Origin of the sequence: uncultured Kushneria sp. (genome assembly GCF_947497025.1) — a bacterium.
Taxonomy (GTDB): domain Bacteria; phylum Pseudomonadota; class Gammaproteobacteria; order Pseudomonadales; family Halomonadaceae; genus Kushneria.
This window is the reverse complement of sequence record NZ_CANMFC010000001.1, coordinates 273,970-289,292: the sequence shown is the minus strand read 5'-3', so window position 1 is coordinate 289,292 and position 15,323 is coordinate 273,970. Positions and strand designations below refer to the sequence as shown.

15 protein-coding genes are annotated in these 15,323 nt (G+C 61.0%); 3 read left to right on the top strand and 12 right to left on the bottom strand.

The features are described from left to right. Positions 1–39: 39 nt before the first annotated feature. The 10 genes from Q0931_RS01355 to Q0931_RS01310 form a co-directional block, all read right to left on the bottom strand. Entirely contained in the window at positions 40–996 is a 957-nt protein-coding gene (locus tag Q0931_RS01355; protein WP_299256504.1) for a cyclodeaminase, read from the bottom strand. Between the two features lie 28 nt (positions 997–1,024). Beyond that, positions 1,025–2,005 carry a hydroxyectoine utilization dehydratase EutB gene (gene eutB / locus Q0931_RS01350; RefSeq protein WP_299256502.1) on the bottom strand — a complete coding sequence of 327 codons (981 nt, stop codon included), beginning with the start codon at positions 2,003–2,005 and terminating at the stop codon, positions 1,025–1,027. A gap of 116 nt (positions 2,006–2,121) precedes the next feature. Beyond that, positions 2,122–3,588 carry an NAD-dependent succinate-semialdehyde dehydrogenase gene (locus Q0931_RS01345; protein ID WP_299256500.1) on the bottom strand — a complete coding sequence of 489 codons (1,467 nt, stop codon included), beginning with the start codon at positions 3,586–3,588 and terminating at the stop codon, positions 2,122–2,124. A 293-nt stretch (positions 3,589–3,881) separates the two neighbouring features. Next, positions 3,882–4,844 carry an ABC transporter substrate-binding protein gene (locus Q0931_RS01340; protein WP_299256498.1) on the bottom strand — a complete coding sequence of 321 codons (963 nt, stop codon included), beginning with the start codon at positions 4,842–4,844 and terminating at the stop codon, positions 3,882–3,884. 96 nt (positions 4,845–4,940) lie between these two features. Further along, positions 4,941–5,624 (bottom strand): ABC transporter permease, encoded by a 684-nt coding sequence (locus tag Q0931_RS01335; RefSeq protein WP_299256496.1) that lies wholly within the window; start codon positions 5,622–5,624, stop codon positions 4,941–4,943. After that, positions 5,624–6,259, bottom strand: coding sequence for an ABC transporter permease (locus tag Q0931_RS01330; RefSeq protein ID WP_299256494.1), 636 nt, complete (start codon positions 6,257–6,259; stop codon positions 5,624–5,626). The genes Q0931_RS01335 and Q0931_RS01330 overlap by 1 nt, the downstream gene beginning before the upstream one ends. After that, positions 6,256–7,416, bottom strand: coding sequence for an ATP-binding cassette domain-containing protein (locus tag Q0931_RS01325; protein WP_299256492.1), 1,161 nt, complete (start codon positions 7,414–7,416; stop codon positions 6,256–6,258). The genes Q0931_RS01330 and Q0931_RS01325 overlap by 4 nt, the downstream gene beginning before the upstream one ends. Before the next feature lie 62 nt (positions 7,417–7,478). After that, positions 7,479–7,982 carry a cupin gene (locus Q0931_RS01320; RefSeq protein ID WP_299256490.1) on the bottom strand — a complete coding sequence of 168 codons (504 nt, stop codon included), beginning with the start codon at positions 7,980–7,982 and terminating at the stop codon, positions 7,479–7,481. 83 nt (positions 7,983–8,065) lie between these two features. Next, positions 8,066–8,782 (bottom strand): gamma-glutamylcyclotransferase, encoded by a 717-nt coding sequence (locus Q0931_RS01315; RefSeq protein WP_299256488.1) that lies wholly within the window; start codon positions 8,780–8,782, stop codon positions 8,066–8,068. A gap of 142 nt (positions 8,783–8,924) precedes the next feature. Next, positions 8,925–10,238 carry a solute carrier family 23 protein gene (locus Q0931_RS01310; protein ID WP_299256486.1) on the bottom strand — a complete coding sequence of 438 codons (1,314 nt, stop codon included), beginning with the start codon at positions 10,236–10,238 and terminating at the stop codon, positions 8,925–8,927. 320 nt (positions 10,239–10,558) lie between these two features. Between Q0931_RS01310 and rutR the strand changes: the two genes are divergently transcribed. The 3 genes from rutR to Q0931_RS16700 all read left to right on the top strand — a co-directional run bounded on the left by rutR (position 10,559) and on the right by Q0931_RS16700 (position 13,342). Next, entirely contained in the window at positions 10,559–11,218 is a 660-nt protein-coding gene (gene rutR / locus Q0931_RS01305; protein WP_299256484.1) for an HTH-type transcriptional regulator RutR, read from the top strand. Between the two features lie 96 nt (positions 11,219–11,314). Further along, the gene (locus tag Q0931_RS01300; RefSeq protein WP_299256482.1) at positions 11,315–12,511 is read left to right on the top strand and encodes an NAD(P)/FAD-dependent oxidoreductase; all 1,197 of its coding nucleotides are present in this window, start codon (positions 11,315–11,317) and stop codon (positions 12,509–12,511) included. Positions 12,512–12,778: 267 nt separating this feature from the next. After that, positions 12,779–13,342, top strand: a complete 564-nt coding sequence (locus Q0931_RS16700; RefSeq protein ID WP_366941563.1) for a BRO family protein — start codon at positions 12,779–12,781, stop codon at positions 13,340–13,342. A gap of 114 nt (positions 13,343–13,456) precedes the next feature. On the opposite strand, the gene Q0931_RS01295 is transcribed toward Q0931_RS16700, so the two are convergent. Both Q0931_RS01295 and Q0931_RS01290 read right to left on the bottom strand, forming a co-directional pair. Then, positions 13,457–13,711: a hypothetical protein gene (locus tag Q0931_RS01295; RefSeq protein ID WP_299256480.1), complete on the bottom strand. Its 255-nt coding sequence runs from the start codon at positions 13,709–13,711 to the stop codon at positions 13,457–13,459. Between the two features lie 162 nt (positions 13,712–13,873). Beyond that, a complete protein-coding gene (locus Q0931_RS01290) occupies positions 13,874–15,310 on the bottom strand; it encodes an FAD-dependent oxidoreductase (RefSeq protein WP_299256478.1) in 1,437 nt (478 codons plus the stop codon). Between the last annotated feature and the right edge of the window lie 13 nt (positions 15,311–15,323).

Here is a 15,323-nt window from a genome sequence, read left to right as displayed (position 1 = left end):
CCCGCTGCTACGCCATGCAATGCGGGGCGGCTTTCGAGATTAATGCCCGGAGGTCAGACGTGACAGGGCAAAGCCGGCAATCGCGGTATCCTGCACGCCGGTGCCGGTCAGATCGCATACCGTGATCTGATCCTGCCCTGTGCGCGGCGACTGGCCGGAGGCGATCACATGCCCGAGCTCGTGGACCTCAAAGGGGGGCGCCTTGCCGGCCCAGGCCTTGAGTTCGCCGTTGGTCTCACTCTGGGCACGGGTATCGGCCACGAAGACATCGGCGCGCGTCATTACCGACGCGTCCAGCTCGCGCTTCTCGGGGCTGTCCGAGCCCATGGCAGTGACGTGCACCCCGACAGGCAGATGGGCGGCGTCCAGCAGCGGGGATTTCGACGGCGTGGTGGTGATGATCACATCTGCCTCACGGCAGGCGCTGTCGATTTCGCCATGGACGTTGACGGTGAGACCGTCAAAGCGTGCCCGCATGCGCTCGGCGTACGCGTTGGCGCGATCGGTATCGCGCGCCCAGACATCAACGGTGTCGATATCGCGCACCAGTTTGAGGGCGGCGATCTGCAACTCGGCCTGAACGCCGGCCCCAATCACGGTCGCACGACAGCTGTCCTGACGCGAGAGATGCTTCGCCGCGATGGCGCCCGCCAGCGCTGTGCGAATATCGGTGAGATACCCCTCGTCAAAGAGCACCGCCTCGACCAGTCCGGTTCTGGCCGAGAAGACAATCATCAGTCCGTTGAGGCTCGGCAGGCCCAGTGAGGGATTATCAAAAAACCCGGGACTGACCTTGATCGCAAAGCGGTCATTGCCGCGAATGTGGGCGGTCTTGACGTCGACCTCGCCGTTGGACTCCTCGATCGCCATGGAGAGAATCGGCGGCTGCACCACCTGCCCCTCGCCCAGCGCCCGAAAGCCGGCTTCCACGGCCTCGAGCGCGTCGTGATCAAGCTGCACGACATCCTGAATCTGCGTGCGGTTGTAAAGCTTCATCCCTGCTCCCCGTGTCCTGTCTATGGGTTCAATTATCGATCATGGCTCTGGCCCGCTGCCAGGTGGCCATATCCACCCCGTTGCCCGAGACGATCAGTGCCACATGCTCGCCGCGAATATCGAGGGCGTGCTCCTCGAGCGCTGCGAGTCCGACGACTGCGGCCCCTTCCACCAGCATCTTTTCGACTTCCAGAAAGTGCACCATGGCGGCGGCAATGGCGTGCTCGCTGACCTGACAATGATCACTCATCACCTCGCGTACCAGTGCCCAGGTGCAGCGGTTTTCAAGGCCGATACCCCCGCCGAGCGAGTCTGCCAGGGTCTCGACCTCATCGATCGCAACGGGACGGCCGGCCGCCAGGCTTTCGATCATGGCCGCGCCTTTCATCATGCTCACGCCGGTGACCTGCACGTGTGGGTTGATCGCGCGCACGGCGCGGCCAATCCCGCCCAGCAGCCCACCGCCGGAAAGACCGACCAGTACCCGATCGAGCTCGGGGAGATCTTCCATCAGCTCAAGGCCGATGGTGCCCTGCCCGGCCACGATCAGTGGGTCATCGAAGGGTTCGATCAGCGTCATGCCCTCCTCATTGACCAATCGGCGCGCTTCCACGAAGGCGTCATCCTGACTGCGCCCCACCGTGCGCACCTCGGCGCCCAGCGCCTCGATGGCAGCGACCTTGTTGGCCGGCACCAGCCCGGAGACGCAGATGATGGCGCGCGCCCCCAGCCGGGACGCCGCCCAGGCCACCGCCCGGCCATGGTTGCCGGTCGAGGCCGTGGTCACTCCGCGGGCCAGCGTTGCTTCATCCAGCGCAGCGATGGCGTTCAGCGCCCCTCTGAGCTTGAAGGCGCCGCTGGGCTGCAGGGTCTCGAGCTTGAGATGGACCTCGGCTTCAAAGCATTCGGACAGCGAGATGGATTTCACCAGCGGCGTTCTGGCCGCCTGCCCCGCAATCCGGGCGCGAGCGAGATAGATATCGTGCAGGGTAACGGGACAGCTGCTCATGACGTTCTCGGTCGATGGAGGGCGAATGCGCCAGGGTGTTTCACTCTAAAACCGTTCCACCCTGGCGCATGTAGCTGAACGCTTCAAGACGCCTGGCTCAGCTCTTTAAAGGAGGTTCAGCTTCCCGAAGGGCCCGGCATATTGCCCAGACAGAAGTACTTGGTATCCAGATACTCCTCCAGCCCCTGGGCGCCACCCTCGCGGCCGAGCCCCGACTGCTTGACCCCGCCGAAGGGGATTGGCGCACCGGTCATCTTCAGCGTATTGACGCTGACCATGCCGTATTCGAGCCCGCGCATCATCTTCCAGATGCGTTTGACGTCGTTGCTGTAGACATAGGCCGCCAGCCCATATTCGGTATCATTGGCCGCCGCCACGACCGCCTCGTCATCATCGAAGGCGCACACGCCTGCTACCGGCGAGAAGGTCTCCTCGCGAAAGACACGCATGTTCGGGGTGATATCGGCCAGCAGCGTTGGAATGAAGAAGTTGGCGCCCGGTGCCATCGACTGGTTCCCGGCCACCAGCCGGGCCCCCTGGGCGAGGGCATCATCGACAATGGCCTGCGCCGCCTCGACCGCGCGACGATGAATCAGCGGGCCGATATCGACCTCCATCATGCCATTGCCAACCCTCAGCGCTTTCATGTGCACGGCAAAGCGCTCCAGAAAACGGTCGTGGATACGCCGATGTACGAAAATGCGATTGGCTGCCAGACAGTCCTGCCCGGCGGTCTGAAACTTCGCCGCCACCGCCTCACGAGCCGCCTCATCGATATCCACATCCTCACAGACAATAAAGGGCGCATTGCCGCCCAGCTCCAGCGACATGCGCTTGACGCTGCCGGCGCTCTGGCGGATCAAAAGCTTGCCGACACGCGTGGAGCCGGTAAACGACACCGAGCGCACCCGACTGTCGGTGCAGAGCACCTCGGAGACCGTGGCAGGCTCGCCGGTGACCACGTTAAATACGCCCGCCGGAATGCCGGCGCGCTCGGCAAGCTCCGCCAGTGCCAGCGCCGTAAACGGCGTCTCGTTGGCCGGCTTGACGATCACCGGACAGCCGGCGGCCAGCGCCGCACCGGCCTTGCGTGTGATCATGGCCAGCGGAAAGTTCCAGGGCGTGATCATCACCGATACCCCCACCGGCTCCTTGAGGGTGCCCAGCATGGCATTGGGAATATGGCTCGGAATCGTCATGCCATAGGCGCGGCGTGCCTCTTCGGCAAACCATTGGATGAAACTGGCACCGTAATCGACCTCGCCACGGGCATCGCGCAGCGGCTTGCCCTGCTCCAGGGTCATCAGATGGGCCAGATCCTCACGATGCTCCAGTAACAGCTGATGCCAGCGGTGGAGATGCCGGCCCCGCTCATCCACCGACAGCGCCCGCCAGCCGGCAAAAGCGCGCTCGGCCGCCGTCACGGCATTGGTAATCTGCTCGGCGTCCAGCAGCGCGCAGTGTCCCAGGGTTTCGCCGTTGGCGGGATCCAGCACGGGCTCGTCGTGATTGCTGCGGCCGGCCGTCCATTGGCCATCGACATAGGCCAGCTGGCGAAAAAGGCGTGGGTCGTTGAGCTGCATGTCACCTCCTGGACGCAGGCGCGTCATGGATGCACGTTGTGGGAGAAATGGTCCGGCAGTCAATAAAGATGCCGTCGCTACCTGCCTTCCAGCGTGACAGAGACGACCGGAATGTTTTTTCTGTCCGCGTGTCTGCCGTCGTGGATTTTTTTCCTTGTGGGTGGTGCAACCTGGTGTTTTTTTGGTCAGTGCCGGTGCAGGCTCTGGCGGGAGAGGACAATACGGACACAAAAACGCCGCCCCGAAGGGCGGCGTAATCAGGCAGGGTAATGGCACGGCGCTTAATTCGCGCTCTATGGGCTGCCTGCCATGTGCTCATCGACCCACTGACTGGCCACCTGCGCCGGATCGGCCTTGTCGATCTCGACACGGTGGTTCATGTCCTGCAGATCTTCCGTGGTCAGGGTTTCTGACACGCGGTTGAGGCTGTCGCGCATCTCGTCGGTCAGCGCCTCGCTACGACCGATCGGCACGATATTCTGGGCCGGCTCCAGATCCTTGTCGTCCTTGAGCGCTACCCAGTTGTTTTCGGCAATGGCGCCCTGGGAGGAGAACATGCGTGCCACGTCGATATCGCCGTTGGACAACGCCCCGCGGGTCAGCGGCCCGCCGGCATCGAGCGAGCGGAACCCGGCAAACTCGATGTTATAAACCCGCTTGAGCCCGGGAATGCCGACATCGCGCGTGCGGGTTTCCGGCGGTCCGCCCAGGGTCAGCTCACCGGAAACCGGCGCCAGGTCGGAAAAGGTTTCAAGGCCATACTTCTCGGCGGTCTCGGAGGTGACCACCAGCGCATCACGGTCCTCGGCCGGCGAGGCGTCCAGCGCCTCGAGCCCGTCAGGCAGAACACTGCGCAGCGCCGTCATGACGTCCTCACTGTTGCGGGCGTCAACATGAGCCTCGTCCTGATCCAGATACGTCATCAGTGCCCCGGAGTATTCCGGCAGCAGATCGATCTCACCGTTGGTCAGCGCCGGAAACACGACTTCGCGCGAACCCAGATTGAGGCGAGTGGAGACATTGACGCCGTCATTTCTGAGCACATCAGCGTAGATATTGGCCAGAATCAGCTGTTCGGGAAAGTTGGTCGACCCGATGGTGAGGCTCGCCTGGTCGTTGTCGCCATTTTGTGTGGTGTCCTTGTCGGTGCTGTCATCGTCCCCGCCGGAGCAGCCGGCCAGCGCGACCAGTGCCAGCGCTCCCAGGCCCAGCTTCCATCCACGGCCCATGCTCATGGTCCCGATCCCTTTTGTCATGAGATGCATTCCCTTGTGTTCGTCATTGGTCTGTCGATTCTGGCCCAGAGTGGCGCTGCGTGCATCCTGCTACGGCCATCGTCCCTGCTATTGTCATCATCCCTGCTGCTGCAGCCCTTTGGCCGTGATCAGCTTCTGAAGACCCGCAAACAGAAGCTCGGTGACGATGGCCAGCACGGCCACCAGGATGGCGCCGACCAGCACCTGGGCGAGATCACGCACGGCAAGCCCGTCGATCAGATAGCGCCCAAGCCCTCCCAGCCCCACATAGGCGGCCAGTGTTGCCGTCGACATGACCTGTACGGCAGAGGTCCGCACCCCGGCCATGATCAGCGGCATGGCGATCGGCAGCTCTACCTGCCACAGGCGCTGCCAGCCGGTCATGCCCAGCGCCACGGCGGCCTGACGCACCGCCGGGTCGATCTCGCGCATGCCCACAAAGCTGTTGGTGACCATCGGCGGAATGGCCAGCGCCACCAGCGCCACAATCACCGGAATTACGCCATAACCCACCAGCAAAAAGACCAGGATAATGACACCAAAGGCCGGAATGGCACGCCCGATGTTGGAGAGGTTGATGGCCAGCAGCCCGCCCCGCCCGCCATGCCCAAGGCCGATGCCGATCGGCAGCGCAATGGCCGCCCCGATCAGTGTCGAGATCAGCACGTAGGTGACATGTTCAAGGATGTGCTCGGGGATACTGCCGGGGCCCTGCCAGTTCATCGGCTGGGAGAACCAGTCGGTCACCCCGGTCATGAGCGTCATGACATCACTGTTCATCAGCGCACTCCCCGCTGCCAGGGCGTCAGGCAGTACAGAATACCGACCAGCGCCAGATCTACCATGACCGCCAGCGCCACCGACAGCACAAAACCGATGATCAGCGGGGTGGCAAAACTCAGGGTAAAGCCGGTAATGAAAAGCTGCCCCAGCCCGCCCTGGCCGATCAGCGCCGTCACCGTCACCATGCCGATGATGGTCACCGCCGCGATGCGAATGCCCGCCACGATCACCGGCAGGGCAATGGGCAGTTCAACGGTAAACAGCCGCCGGGCCGGCGTATAGCCGAGCGCCCGTGCCGCTTCACGAACAATGGGTGACACCCCGCGCAGCCCCTGAACGATGTTGCGAAACAGGATCAGCAGCGTATAGAGCGTCAGCCCGATCAGCGAGGTCGCCATCGAAAGCCCGGTGAAGGGCATCAACAAAATGAACAGCGCCAGAGAGGGAATGGTAAACATGACCCCGGTGACGGCCAGCGACGGACCATAAAGTCGCGGCCAGCGTACTGCCAGAAGCGCCAGCGGAAAGGCGATCAGGAAACCGAACAGAAGTGACAGCCCCACCAGCTGTATATGCTGCAAAAGCGCCGCCGTGATCTGATGGCTGTTGGCAGCGATCCAGTCCCGGTTCATGACAATCGCCTTGTCAGCTGCAGCTGATCGATCACGCCCAGGTAGCGTCCCTGGGCGTTGAGTACCGGCATGACCTCTCCCGGTGCACTGATCAGGGCATTGAGCGCGCTGCGCAGGTTGTCATGGACATAAAGACGATGACGCCATGGCTTGAGAGGCAGGGAATCGATTCTTGCCCGATCGTCCGCCTGCTTGAGGGTATCCCAGTCCAGCCAGCCCAGCGGCGCACGCGCCTCATCAAGTACCACGATGCCACTGCTGCCAGCCTGCTGGAGATAGCTGCGCGCCCGCGCCACGATCTCGTCCCGCGGCGCGGTCAGACCCGCATCCAGCTCCAGGCTGTCGAGGCGCTCCAGTGCCAGACGCCGCAGCTCGCGGTCGGCCCCGATGAAATCGACCACAAACTCGCTGGCCGGCGCGGCCAGAAGGCATGTCGGGGTATCAAACTGGGCAAGCTTTCCACCCTGCGCAAAAATGGCCACCCGGTCACCGAGTTTCATCGCCTCATCGATGTCGTGGGTCACCATGACGATGGTCTTTTGCACCCGCCGCTGCAGGTTCAGGAACTCTTCCTGCAGGTGGGCGCGCACGATGGGATCGACCGCGGCAAAGGGTTCGTCCATCAAAAGGATCGGCGGGTCGGCGGCCAGGGCCCGTGCCAGCCCCACGCGCTGCTGCTGCCCGCCGGAAAGCTGATGCGGATAGCGCTGGGCCAGCGTGTCATCAAGGCCCACCAGTTCGACCAGTTCGGCGACGCGTTCGCGAATGCGCTGTTTGTCCCAGCCCAACAGGCGCGGCACAACGGCGATATTGTCGGCAATCGTCTTGTGGGGAAAGAGCCCCGAATGCTGCATGACATAGCCAATCTGGCGGCGCAGCCGGGTGGCGTCCACCGACATGACGTCCCGATCGCCGATCAGAAGCCGCCCGTCACTCAACGTCTCCAGCCGGTTGATCATGCGAAGCGTGGTGGTCTTGCCACAGCCAGAGGGGCCGACCAGTGCGGTCAGCTCGCCGGCCGGCAGGGTCAAATCCAGTGACTCGACCGCCACCGTGCCGTCGTCGTAGCGCTTGGTGACCCCTTCAAACACGATAGCGCTACTGTCGTGGGTATCACGATCTTCCGCGCTGACGCGTTGGCGATGATCATTCGTCAACGGCGTATCCTCCTGGAGTGAACAAACGCTGCCCCGGGTCGGCAGCGCGCTATCAATGGGCATCAAACCCAGTCGCTGGCCACGCCGCCCGCCTCGCCCGCCACCGGATCAAGCGCAGGCCGCGGCAGCGACTCGATGCGCTGGCGTACGGCGGAGGTGTCGTCACCGCTGCGACAGATATCCCAGTCGCCCTGCCCGCGCGGGTAGCCGGCCGTCACGGCAAAGTCATTGCTGGCACTGATGCGACAATGCCCGGTGCCCGCCGGTAAAACGATCACGTTACCGACGCTGACCTCGATGTCCTCACCCTGCTCACCGCCCAGCCGCAGCGTGGCGGCGCCGTCATATACCCCCAGCACCTCGTGAGCAGTGCTGTGAAAATGGTGGTAATCAAACACACCGCCGCGCCATTGCGCCGGCCAGTCGTTGCGATCGAACAGTGCCTCGAAAGTGTCTACCAGCGAACAGCCGTTTTCTGCAGTCAGACCGCGATAGAGCAACGCGGGATAGCGGCTATTGGGAATATTGCCATCATCCTGAAACAAAAGGGTCTGCGGCTTTTTCATTCAAACTCCGGGGTCAGGTATCCATGGCCATGACTGGCAAGTACAGCAGGAAATCAATCCGGCTGCGATAAACATGCACAGGCCTAACGGGTGCGCCCGGTACGATTATAGGCATGCACGGCGCGCTGAAGTCGCGCCAGATAGCGATCCTCGATCCCCAGGTCACGCAGTCCTGCCACCGTGTTGTCGAGATACTCGAGACAGCTGCCCAGCACACCGCTGGCCCTGGCCAGACGATGAACAATATCGCCGTCCGAAAGCCCCGGCAAATAGCGCGAATGTTCGGGATTGGCGATAAAGGCAATGCCCGGCAGCTCGCCCTCCTCGGTAGCCAGCGTGACCCAGCGCGGCACATAGGCGCCGGTAATCATCTCACGGCGCCACACCAGCAAAAGCTCATGCGCCAGATGCTGTTCACTGACCCGCAGCGCCATGCCCTCACTGTCACCGCCGGGCACCAGCGCCAGCATGAGCCCCGGGCATTCGGGCGTGCCACGACCGTGCTCCAGGTTCAAACAGAAGTCACGATGATAGCCCTCAAGACGCACGCGCCGGCGCTCCTCGATCTCGATGCACGGATTCCATACCAGTGAGCCATAGGCGAACAGATACAAGCCATCGATCTGCTCGGCACAGGGCGGGCGGTGCGAAAGCATCTCGTTGATCGACTCGCGAAAGGTATCGTTGGAGACCAGAGTCTCCTGCGGGTGGCATTTCTCGTAGTGGGCGCGCAGACGGTCGGCCTCGAGCGCCTCACGCGTCATGGCCAGCGGTCGTTCCTCATCAGGCTGTTCGTTCATAAGGCGCCCTCGTTCATGACCATCATGGTGTACAAGCCTAACGCGACCGGGCCCTGAAAACGAAAGCACCCCGCGTGATAACACCGGCATCGCCCATGCCGACAGCATGAAAGACCTCGAAATACCGCCCTCGAGCACGGGATCAGCGATCACCTTCCAGCGTCCTGCGCGCCGTACCACGACGCAGAATGGCATGCAAAATGACCGCCCCGAAGGTGGCGGTGCCGATGCCATCCAGCGTGAACTGCCCAAGGCTCAGCGAGAAGTTGCCGGCGCCCAGTACCAGCGTGACGGCGACCACGATCAGATTGGCGTTGTCTCCCAGATCCACGTTGTTTTCGATCCAGATACGCGCACCGGCCACGGCAATCAGGCCAAAGACGACGATCGAGGTGCCGGCCAGCACCGGCCCGGGGATGGTGTGAATCACCGCACCAAAACGGGGCGAAAAGCCCAGCAGGATCGCAAAACCGGCCGCAGCGACAAAAATCAGCGTTGAATAGACTCGGGTGACCGCCATCACGCCGATATTTTCGGCATAGGTCGTCACCCCGGTACCACCGGCCGAGCCGGAGAGCATGGTCGCCAGGCCATCACCCAGAAAGGCGCGGCCGATATACGGGTCCAGGTTGCGCCGGGTCATCGCCCCGACCGCCTTGATATGGCCCAGATTCTCGGCGACCAGAATCACGGCCACCGGCGCGATCAACACGATCGCATGAGCACTGAATGTGGGCGCAGTCAACGTCGGCAGCCCGAACCAGGCGGCCTGTGAAATCAGCGAAAAGTCGATCGGCGTGCCCCAGCCCAGACCGTTGGTGACCACGGCATAGATGATGTAGGCCGCCACCAGCCCGACCAGAATCAGAAGCCGTTGCAGCATGCCCCGGGTAAAGACTGCCGCCAGCCCCACACAAAGCACCGTGACCAGCGCCATGATGCTGTCAAAGCCTGAGCCTGAAACGCTTGAGACCGCCACCGGCGCCAGATTGAGTCCGATGGTCATGACGATCGCGCCGGTCACCACCGGCGGCAGCAGCACTTCAATCCACTGCGTGCCCAGCCCCATCACGATCAGCCCGACCAGCGCATAGATGGCCCCGCAGGCAATAATGCCGCCCAGCGCCAGACCCATATTGGGGTTGCCACCACTGCCGGCGTAGCCGGTCGCGGCAATGACCACGCCGATAAAGGCAAAGCTCGAACCCAGATAGCTCGGCACGCGTCCGCCCACGATCAAAAAAAACAGCAGTGTGCCGATGCCGGACATCAAAATGGCCAGATTGGGATCAAATCCCATCAACAGCGGCGCCAGCACGGTCGAGCCGAACATCGCCACCGCATGCTGAATGCCCATGACCAGCGTCTGACCGGCGCTCAGTCGCTCATCGGGCGCGACCAGTCCGCCCTCGCCAGCGTCGGCCAGCTGCCAGCGTGGAAACCAGGATTGTGCCATCTCTTGTCTACTCCAGCCTTGTCATCGAATGCCATCCGTGGCGCATTCTATCGTCCCGGACGCCCTGATGCTTCCTTGTGATAGAAGACAGAACTGGACGCCGACGATTTTTCAGGCAGCACACCAGGAACTCTATAAGACTGGCATGGCAGGATCGCCTGTCGCTGCGCGTAACGGTGAAGTATCTACTTCACAACCCATGGCCTCTTGTCCTTTAACGGTATATGTCGGGACACATAAACGTGACAATTGACCCGGGAGTCTTTACGCCGACGTCTGATATCGTAAGACCCCTACAGACGATGGTGAATAACGTCCCGATGAACGATGATCTGCCACGCCAGAACACCCGACCTGCTCCGGATAAACGCCGCAGCGCCATCGAGAAACGTCGCGCCGGCATGCGCCAGGCGGCCCTGCACTTTTTCTCGCGCTTTGGCCTGCACGGCACCAGCCTCGATCAGGTGGCCGAACGTGCCGGTGTTTCCAAGACCAACCTGATCTATCACTACCCCACCAAGGAAGCACTTTATACCGCGGTGCTCAGCGAGATGCTCGAACTCTGGATCGCACCCTTTCAGGCGCTACAGCCTGAGGCCGATGCCCTGCTCGCCATCCGCCACTACATCCGCCTCAAGCTCGAGCTCTCGCGCGATCACGCCGAGGCCTCGCGACTTTTCTGTCTGGAGATGGTGCAGGGGGCGCCGCATCTGGGCGCCATGCTGGAGGGCAGCCTGCGTGAGCTGGTCGATGACAAGGCAAGTGTGATCGAGCACTGGATCGAGCGGGGGGACATCGCCACGACCGATGCATGGCACCTGTTCTATTTGCTGTGGGCCACCACGCAGCACTACGCCGACTTCGCCGTCCAGATCAAGGCCATTTCGGGAAAGACGCTGGCAGACCCCGAGTTTCTGGAGACGGCAATCAGCAATCTTCAAACGATGATCATGGACGGACTGATCCCTCGCCACCCCTGATCGCGGCCCGACACGCTCGCCTGTCCTGAACTACGCTTGAACCATCAGGCCGGAGGCCGGAACTGCACTCAACGCCTTTCACGACAGGGAGTCGATATGCAACGCCATGATTATCTGATTATCGGGGGCGGCATGGTGGCCGCCAACGCCGTCAACGGCATTCGCGAACACGACAGGCACGGCAGCATCGCCATTCTGGGCGCCGAGCCCGACGGCCCGGTCACCCGTCCCGCCCTTTCCAAAAAGCTCTGGACCGATCCCGACTTCACTTATGACAAGATCTGGATGCAGCCGGAGCAGGATGACCACACCACGCTGTACACCGACACGCGCGTCCAGAGCATTGATCGCGACGAGAAGACCGTGATGACGGTCTCGGGTGAGGTGTACGGCTACGGCAAACTGCTGCTGGCCACCGGCGGCACCCCCGTGACGCTGGATGCTCTGCCGGCCGGCGAGCGCGTGCTCTATTTTCGCACCGTGCGCGACTACGACCGCCTGCGCGAACTTTCAAGCGGCCAGCGTCATATCGTGGTCGTGGGCGGCAGCTATATCGGCACCGAAATTGCTGCAGCGCTGGTGCAAAACGACACCCGAGTCACACTGGTCTCCCCCGAGGAAGTGCTCGGCAGCAGGATGTTTCCGCTCTCGCTGGCCAGCCGCTTTCATCAGACCTATCTGGATCAGGGCGTGACGCTACAGGGTGGCCGCCGCGTCGACACCGGCCGGGTACACGGCGACCGCGTGACCCTGTCACTCGATGACGGCAGCACGCTGGAAGCCGATGCGGTGGTCTTCGGGCTGGGGGTGACCCCCAACGTGGAACTTGCAGAAAACGCCGGCCTTGAGGTCGATGACGGCGTGGTCGTCAACGAGCGGCTGCAGACCGCCGATGAGCACATCTTCGCCGCCGGCGACATCGCCCGCTATCCGGACCGGATTCTGGGCCGTCAACGCATCGAGCATGTCGATCACGCCAATCAGTCCGGCGTCACCGTGGGCCACATCATGGCCGGAAGCGGCGAGACCTACGACCACACGCCGTATTTCTACTCCACGGTTTTCGACATGGCCTACAAGGCCGTCGGCACGCTCGACAGCTCGCTTGAGACCATCGAGGCGTGGGCCAGCCCGCAGCAGCAGGGCGTGGTGTATTACCTGAAGGGCGGAAAGGTCAAGGGCGTGCTGCAGCTCAACATGGACCCGGACAAGCTCGATGAGGCGCGGCAGGTTCTGGCCGCCCCCTCGGAGCAGAGCGAAGAAACGCTCAAGGGTCGCATCGAGATTGCATAGCAAGTCCCAATAGGCAGAGCTACACCATATACAGTGCACAACATGTTCAGCATGTTGTGCATTTTTGCTGATATAATAAGTAGATTATCATTCAACGCTTTCGGTTATTGAGGTCACTGTGGAACAATCTAGCCTTATACTGGCATACCCGGATGGTGGAGAGCATATAAGAACAATTTATCAAAAAGAGGAGATATTATTCTGCCTGGCAGATATCGTCAAATTACTTGCTGCCCGCAATACCCAAATAGCTAAAGATGGTGAAAAATCGGGACTTACTGGCCTGGCCTAACTAAAGCAATAATACATTCACTCGAAGATGATGAGCGGGCATTCATACGTGATGACAGCCAAAAAGATCCCGTTCAGTATGTAACTCAACCAGGGTTATTCAGAATCATACTTGCTGACAAGAGCCCCGCTTGCAAAAAATTCCAACGATGGGTATTACATGATGTTTTACCCTCAATACAAAAATATGGAACTTATCCTCCGCCTTTAAAGGAAGATAGTAACGAACTAAAAAGAGCCGTTGAGCTTTTGCTAGGAGAAATAAACGAGAGAGAAAGGCTAGAACAAGAAACTAACAGGAGATTTATAGAAAACGAAAAAAAGCTTCAAGAGCTTGACTCTAAAATATCAGAGGCGGGATATACAACCAGCCCGAGGGGCTATTTAAGCGTAGAAAGTTATTGCCTCAAACAAACACCCCCATTACTGATCAAAGTACTCAGCAAAAAATATTTGGTTGGTGCATTAAAATATGCGCTGAGGAGTTCCATAGTTCCTATAAGGATGGAAACGGGACGCTTTATCCTGAAGAAGTATTAAAAAAGGCTTCAGACAATGCTACGGGATCTCAATAATCCTTACACAAGCACATATCTCAGAAGAAACAGACGCCCTATCATCAGGGCGCCCGTTTTTAAAAACCGATCAAAATCTTTAGATGCTCAGGCGGCTGTCATCGAGCTTTGAAATTACCAGCTTTGAGCGGCGCTCGATCTCCTCGAGCATGCCGGCACACTCATCGGACATGCCACTGTCGCGGATCTCGGCCAGCGCCAGCAGTGCCTTGAGCCGGCTGCAGGTGTCCAGCGCCTTTGTCTGGTCACCGTCATTGTTGCCCATGACATGATCTTCCAGTTCACGCATATGATGATTGGCCTGATCCAGAATGTTGCGTTCCAGCCTGATCATGTTCGTTACCCTTGTTCGTTCGTTGCAGTGTCTCGCGAGGGCGCCACTGTATAGACTCAAGGGCGCACATACCACCGACATGGGCACAAACGCGTCCGGATTCAAGCCAAAAAAGGGCGTCGACATGACTGCCGACGCCCTTGAAAGGTTGCCCGGTCGTGTTCAGACCTGCAGGTAGTCCAGAATGCCTTCGGCGGCCTGGCGACCCTCAAAAACAGCGGTCACCACCAGATCCGACCCGCGCACCATATCGCCGCCGGCAAAGATTTTCTCGTTGCCGGTCTGATAGGCAAAGCGCTTCATTTCCATATCACCCTGCTCGGGCGCCAGGACACGTCCGCGGTCGTCGATCTCGACGCGATGGTCGCTGTACCAGTCTACCTCGTGAGGCTGGAAGCCAAAGGCCACTACCACCGCTTCGCACTCGATGATCTCTTCGGAATCCGGCACCACCTCGGCACGCTGGCGGCCGTTCTCGTCCGGGTCCCCCATGCGGGTGCGCACGACCTTGATGCCTTCGACCCGCCCCTCTTCGCCGACCACCGCGATGGGCTGACGATTGAAGAGGAACTCGACGCCCTCCTCGCGGGCATTTTTCACCTCACGACGCGAGCCGGGCATATTGGCCTCATCGCGACGATAGACGCAGGTCACCTCATCGGCGCCCTGACGCAGCGCGGTACGGTTGCAGTCCATCGCCGTATCGCCGCCGCCCAGCACCACGACCCGCTTGCCCTTGAGCGAGACAAAATCGGTATCAGTGTTGGCAAAGCCCAGATTGTGGTTCACGTTGCCGATCAGATAGTCCAGCGCCTTGTAGACGCCGTCGAGCTGCTCGCCGGGGAAGCCCCCTTCCATGTACTTGTAGGTGCCCATGCCCATGAACACGGCGTCAAACTCTGACAAAAGCTCGGTGATCGCCACGTCGGTGCCGATGTTGACGCCAAGACGGAACTCGACGCCCATCTCCTCGAACACCTTGCGACGGCGCTGCATGACGTGCTTTTCGAGCTTGAATTCGGGGATGCCGAAGGTCAAAAGCCCGCCGATTTCCGGATAGCGGTCATAGACCACGGGCCTGACGCCGTTGCGCACCAGCACATCGGCGCAGCCCAGACCCGCAGGTCCTGCACCGATGACCGCCACGCGCTTGTCGGTCCACTCAACGCCTGACATGTCCGGACGCCAGCCCATCGCGAAGGCGGTGTCGGTGATGTATTTCTCGATCGAGCCGATGGTGACCGCGCCAAAGCCGTCGTTGAGCGTGCAGTCGCCTTCGCACAGGCGGTCCTGCGGGCAGACTCGCCCGCACACTTCCGGCAGTGAGTTGGTGCGATGGGAAAGTTCGGCGGCTTCCAGAATATTCCCTTCGGTGACCAGTTTCAGCCAGTTGGGAATATAGTTGTGTACCGGGCATTTCCACTCGCAGTACGGATTGCCGCAGTGCAGGCAGCGATGCGCCTGGCTTGCAGCGTCGCGCGGGCGATACTCTTCATAGATCTCGCCGAACCCCTGCACGCGCAGGTGCGCTTCCTTTTTCTTCGGGTCCTGGCGACCCACATCGATAAACTGAAAATCGTTGGAGAGCTGTTCTGCCATTGGGATTCACTCC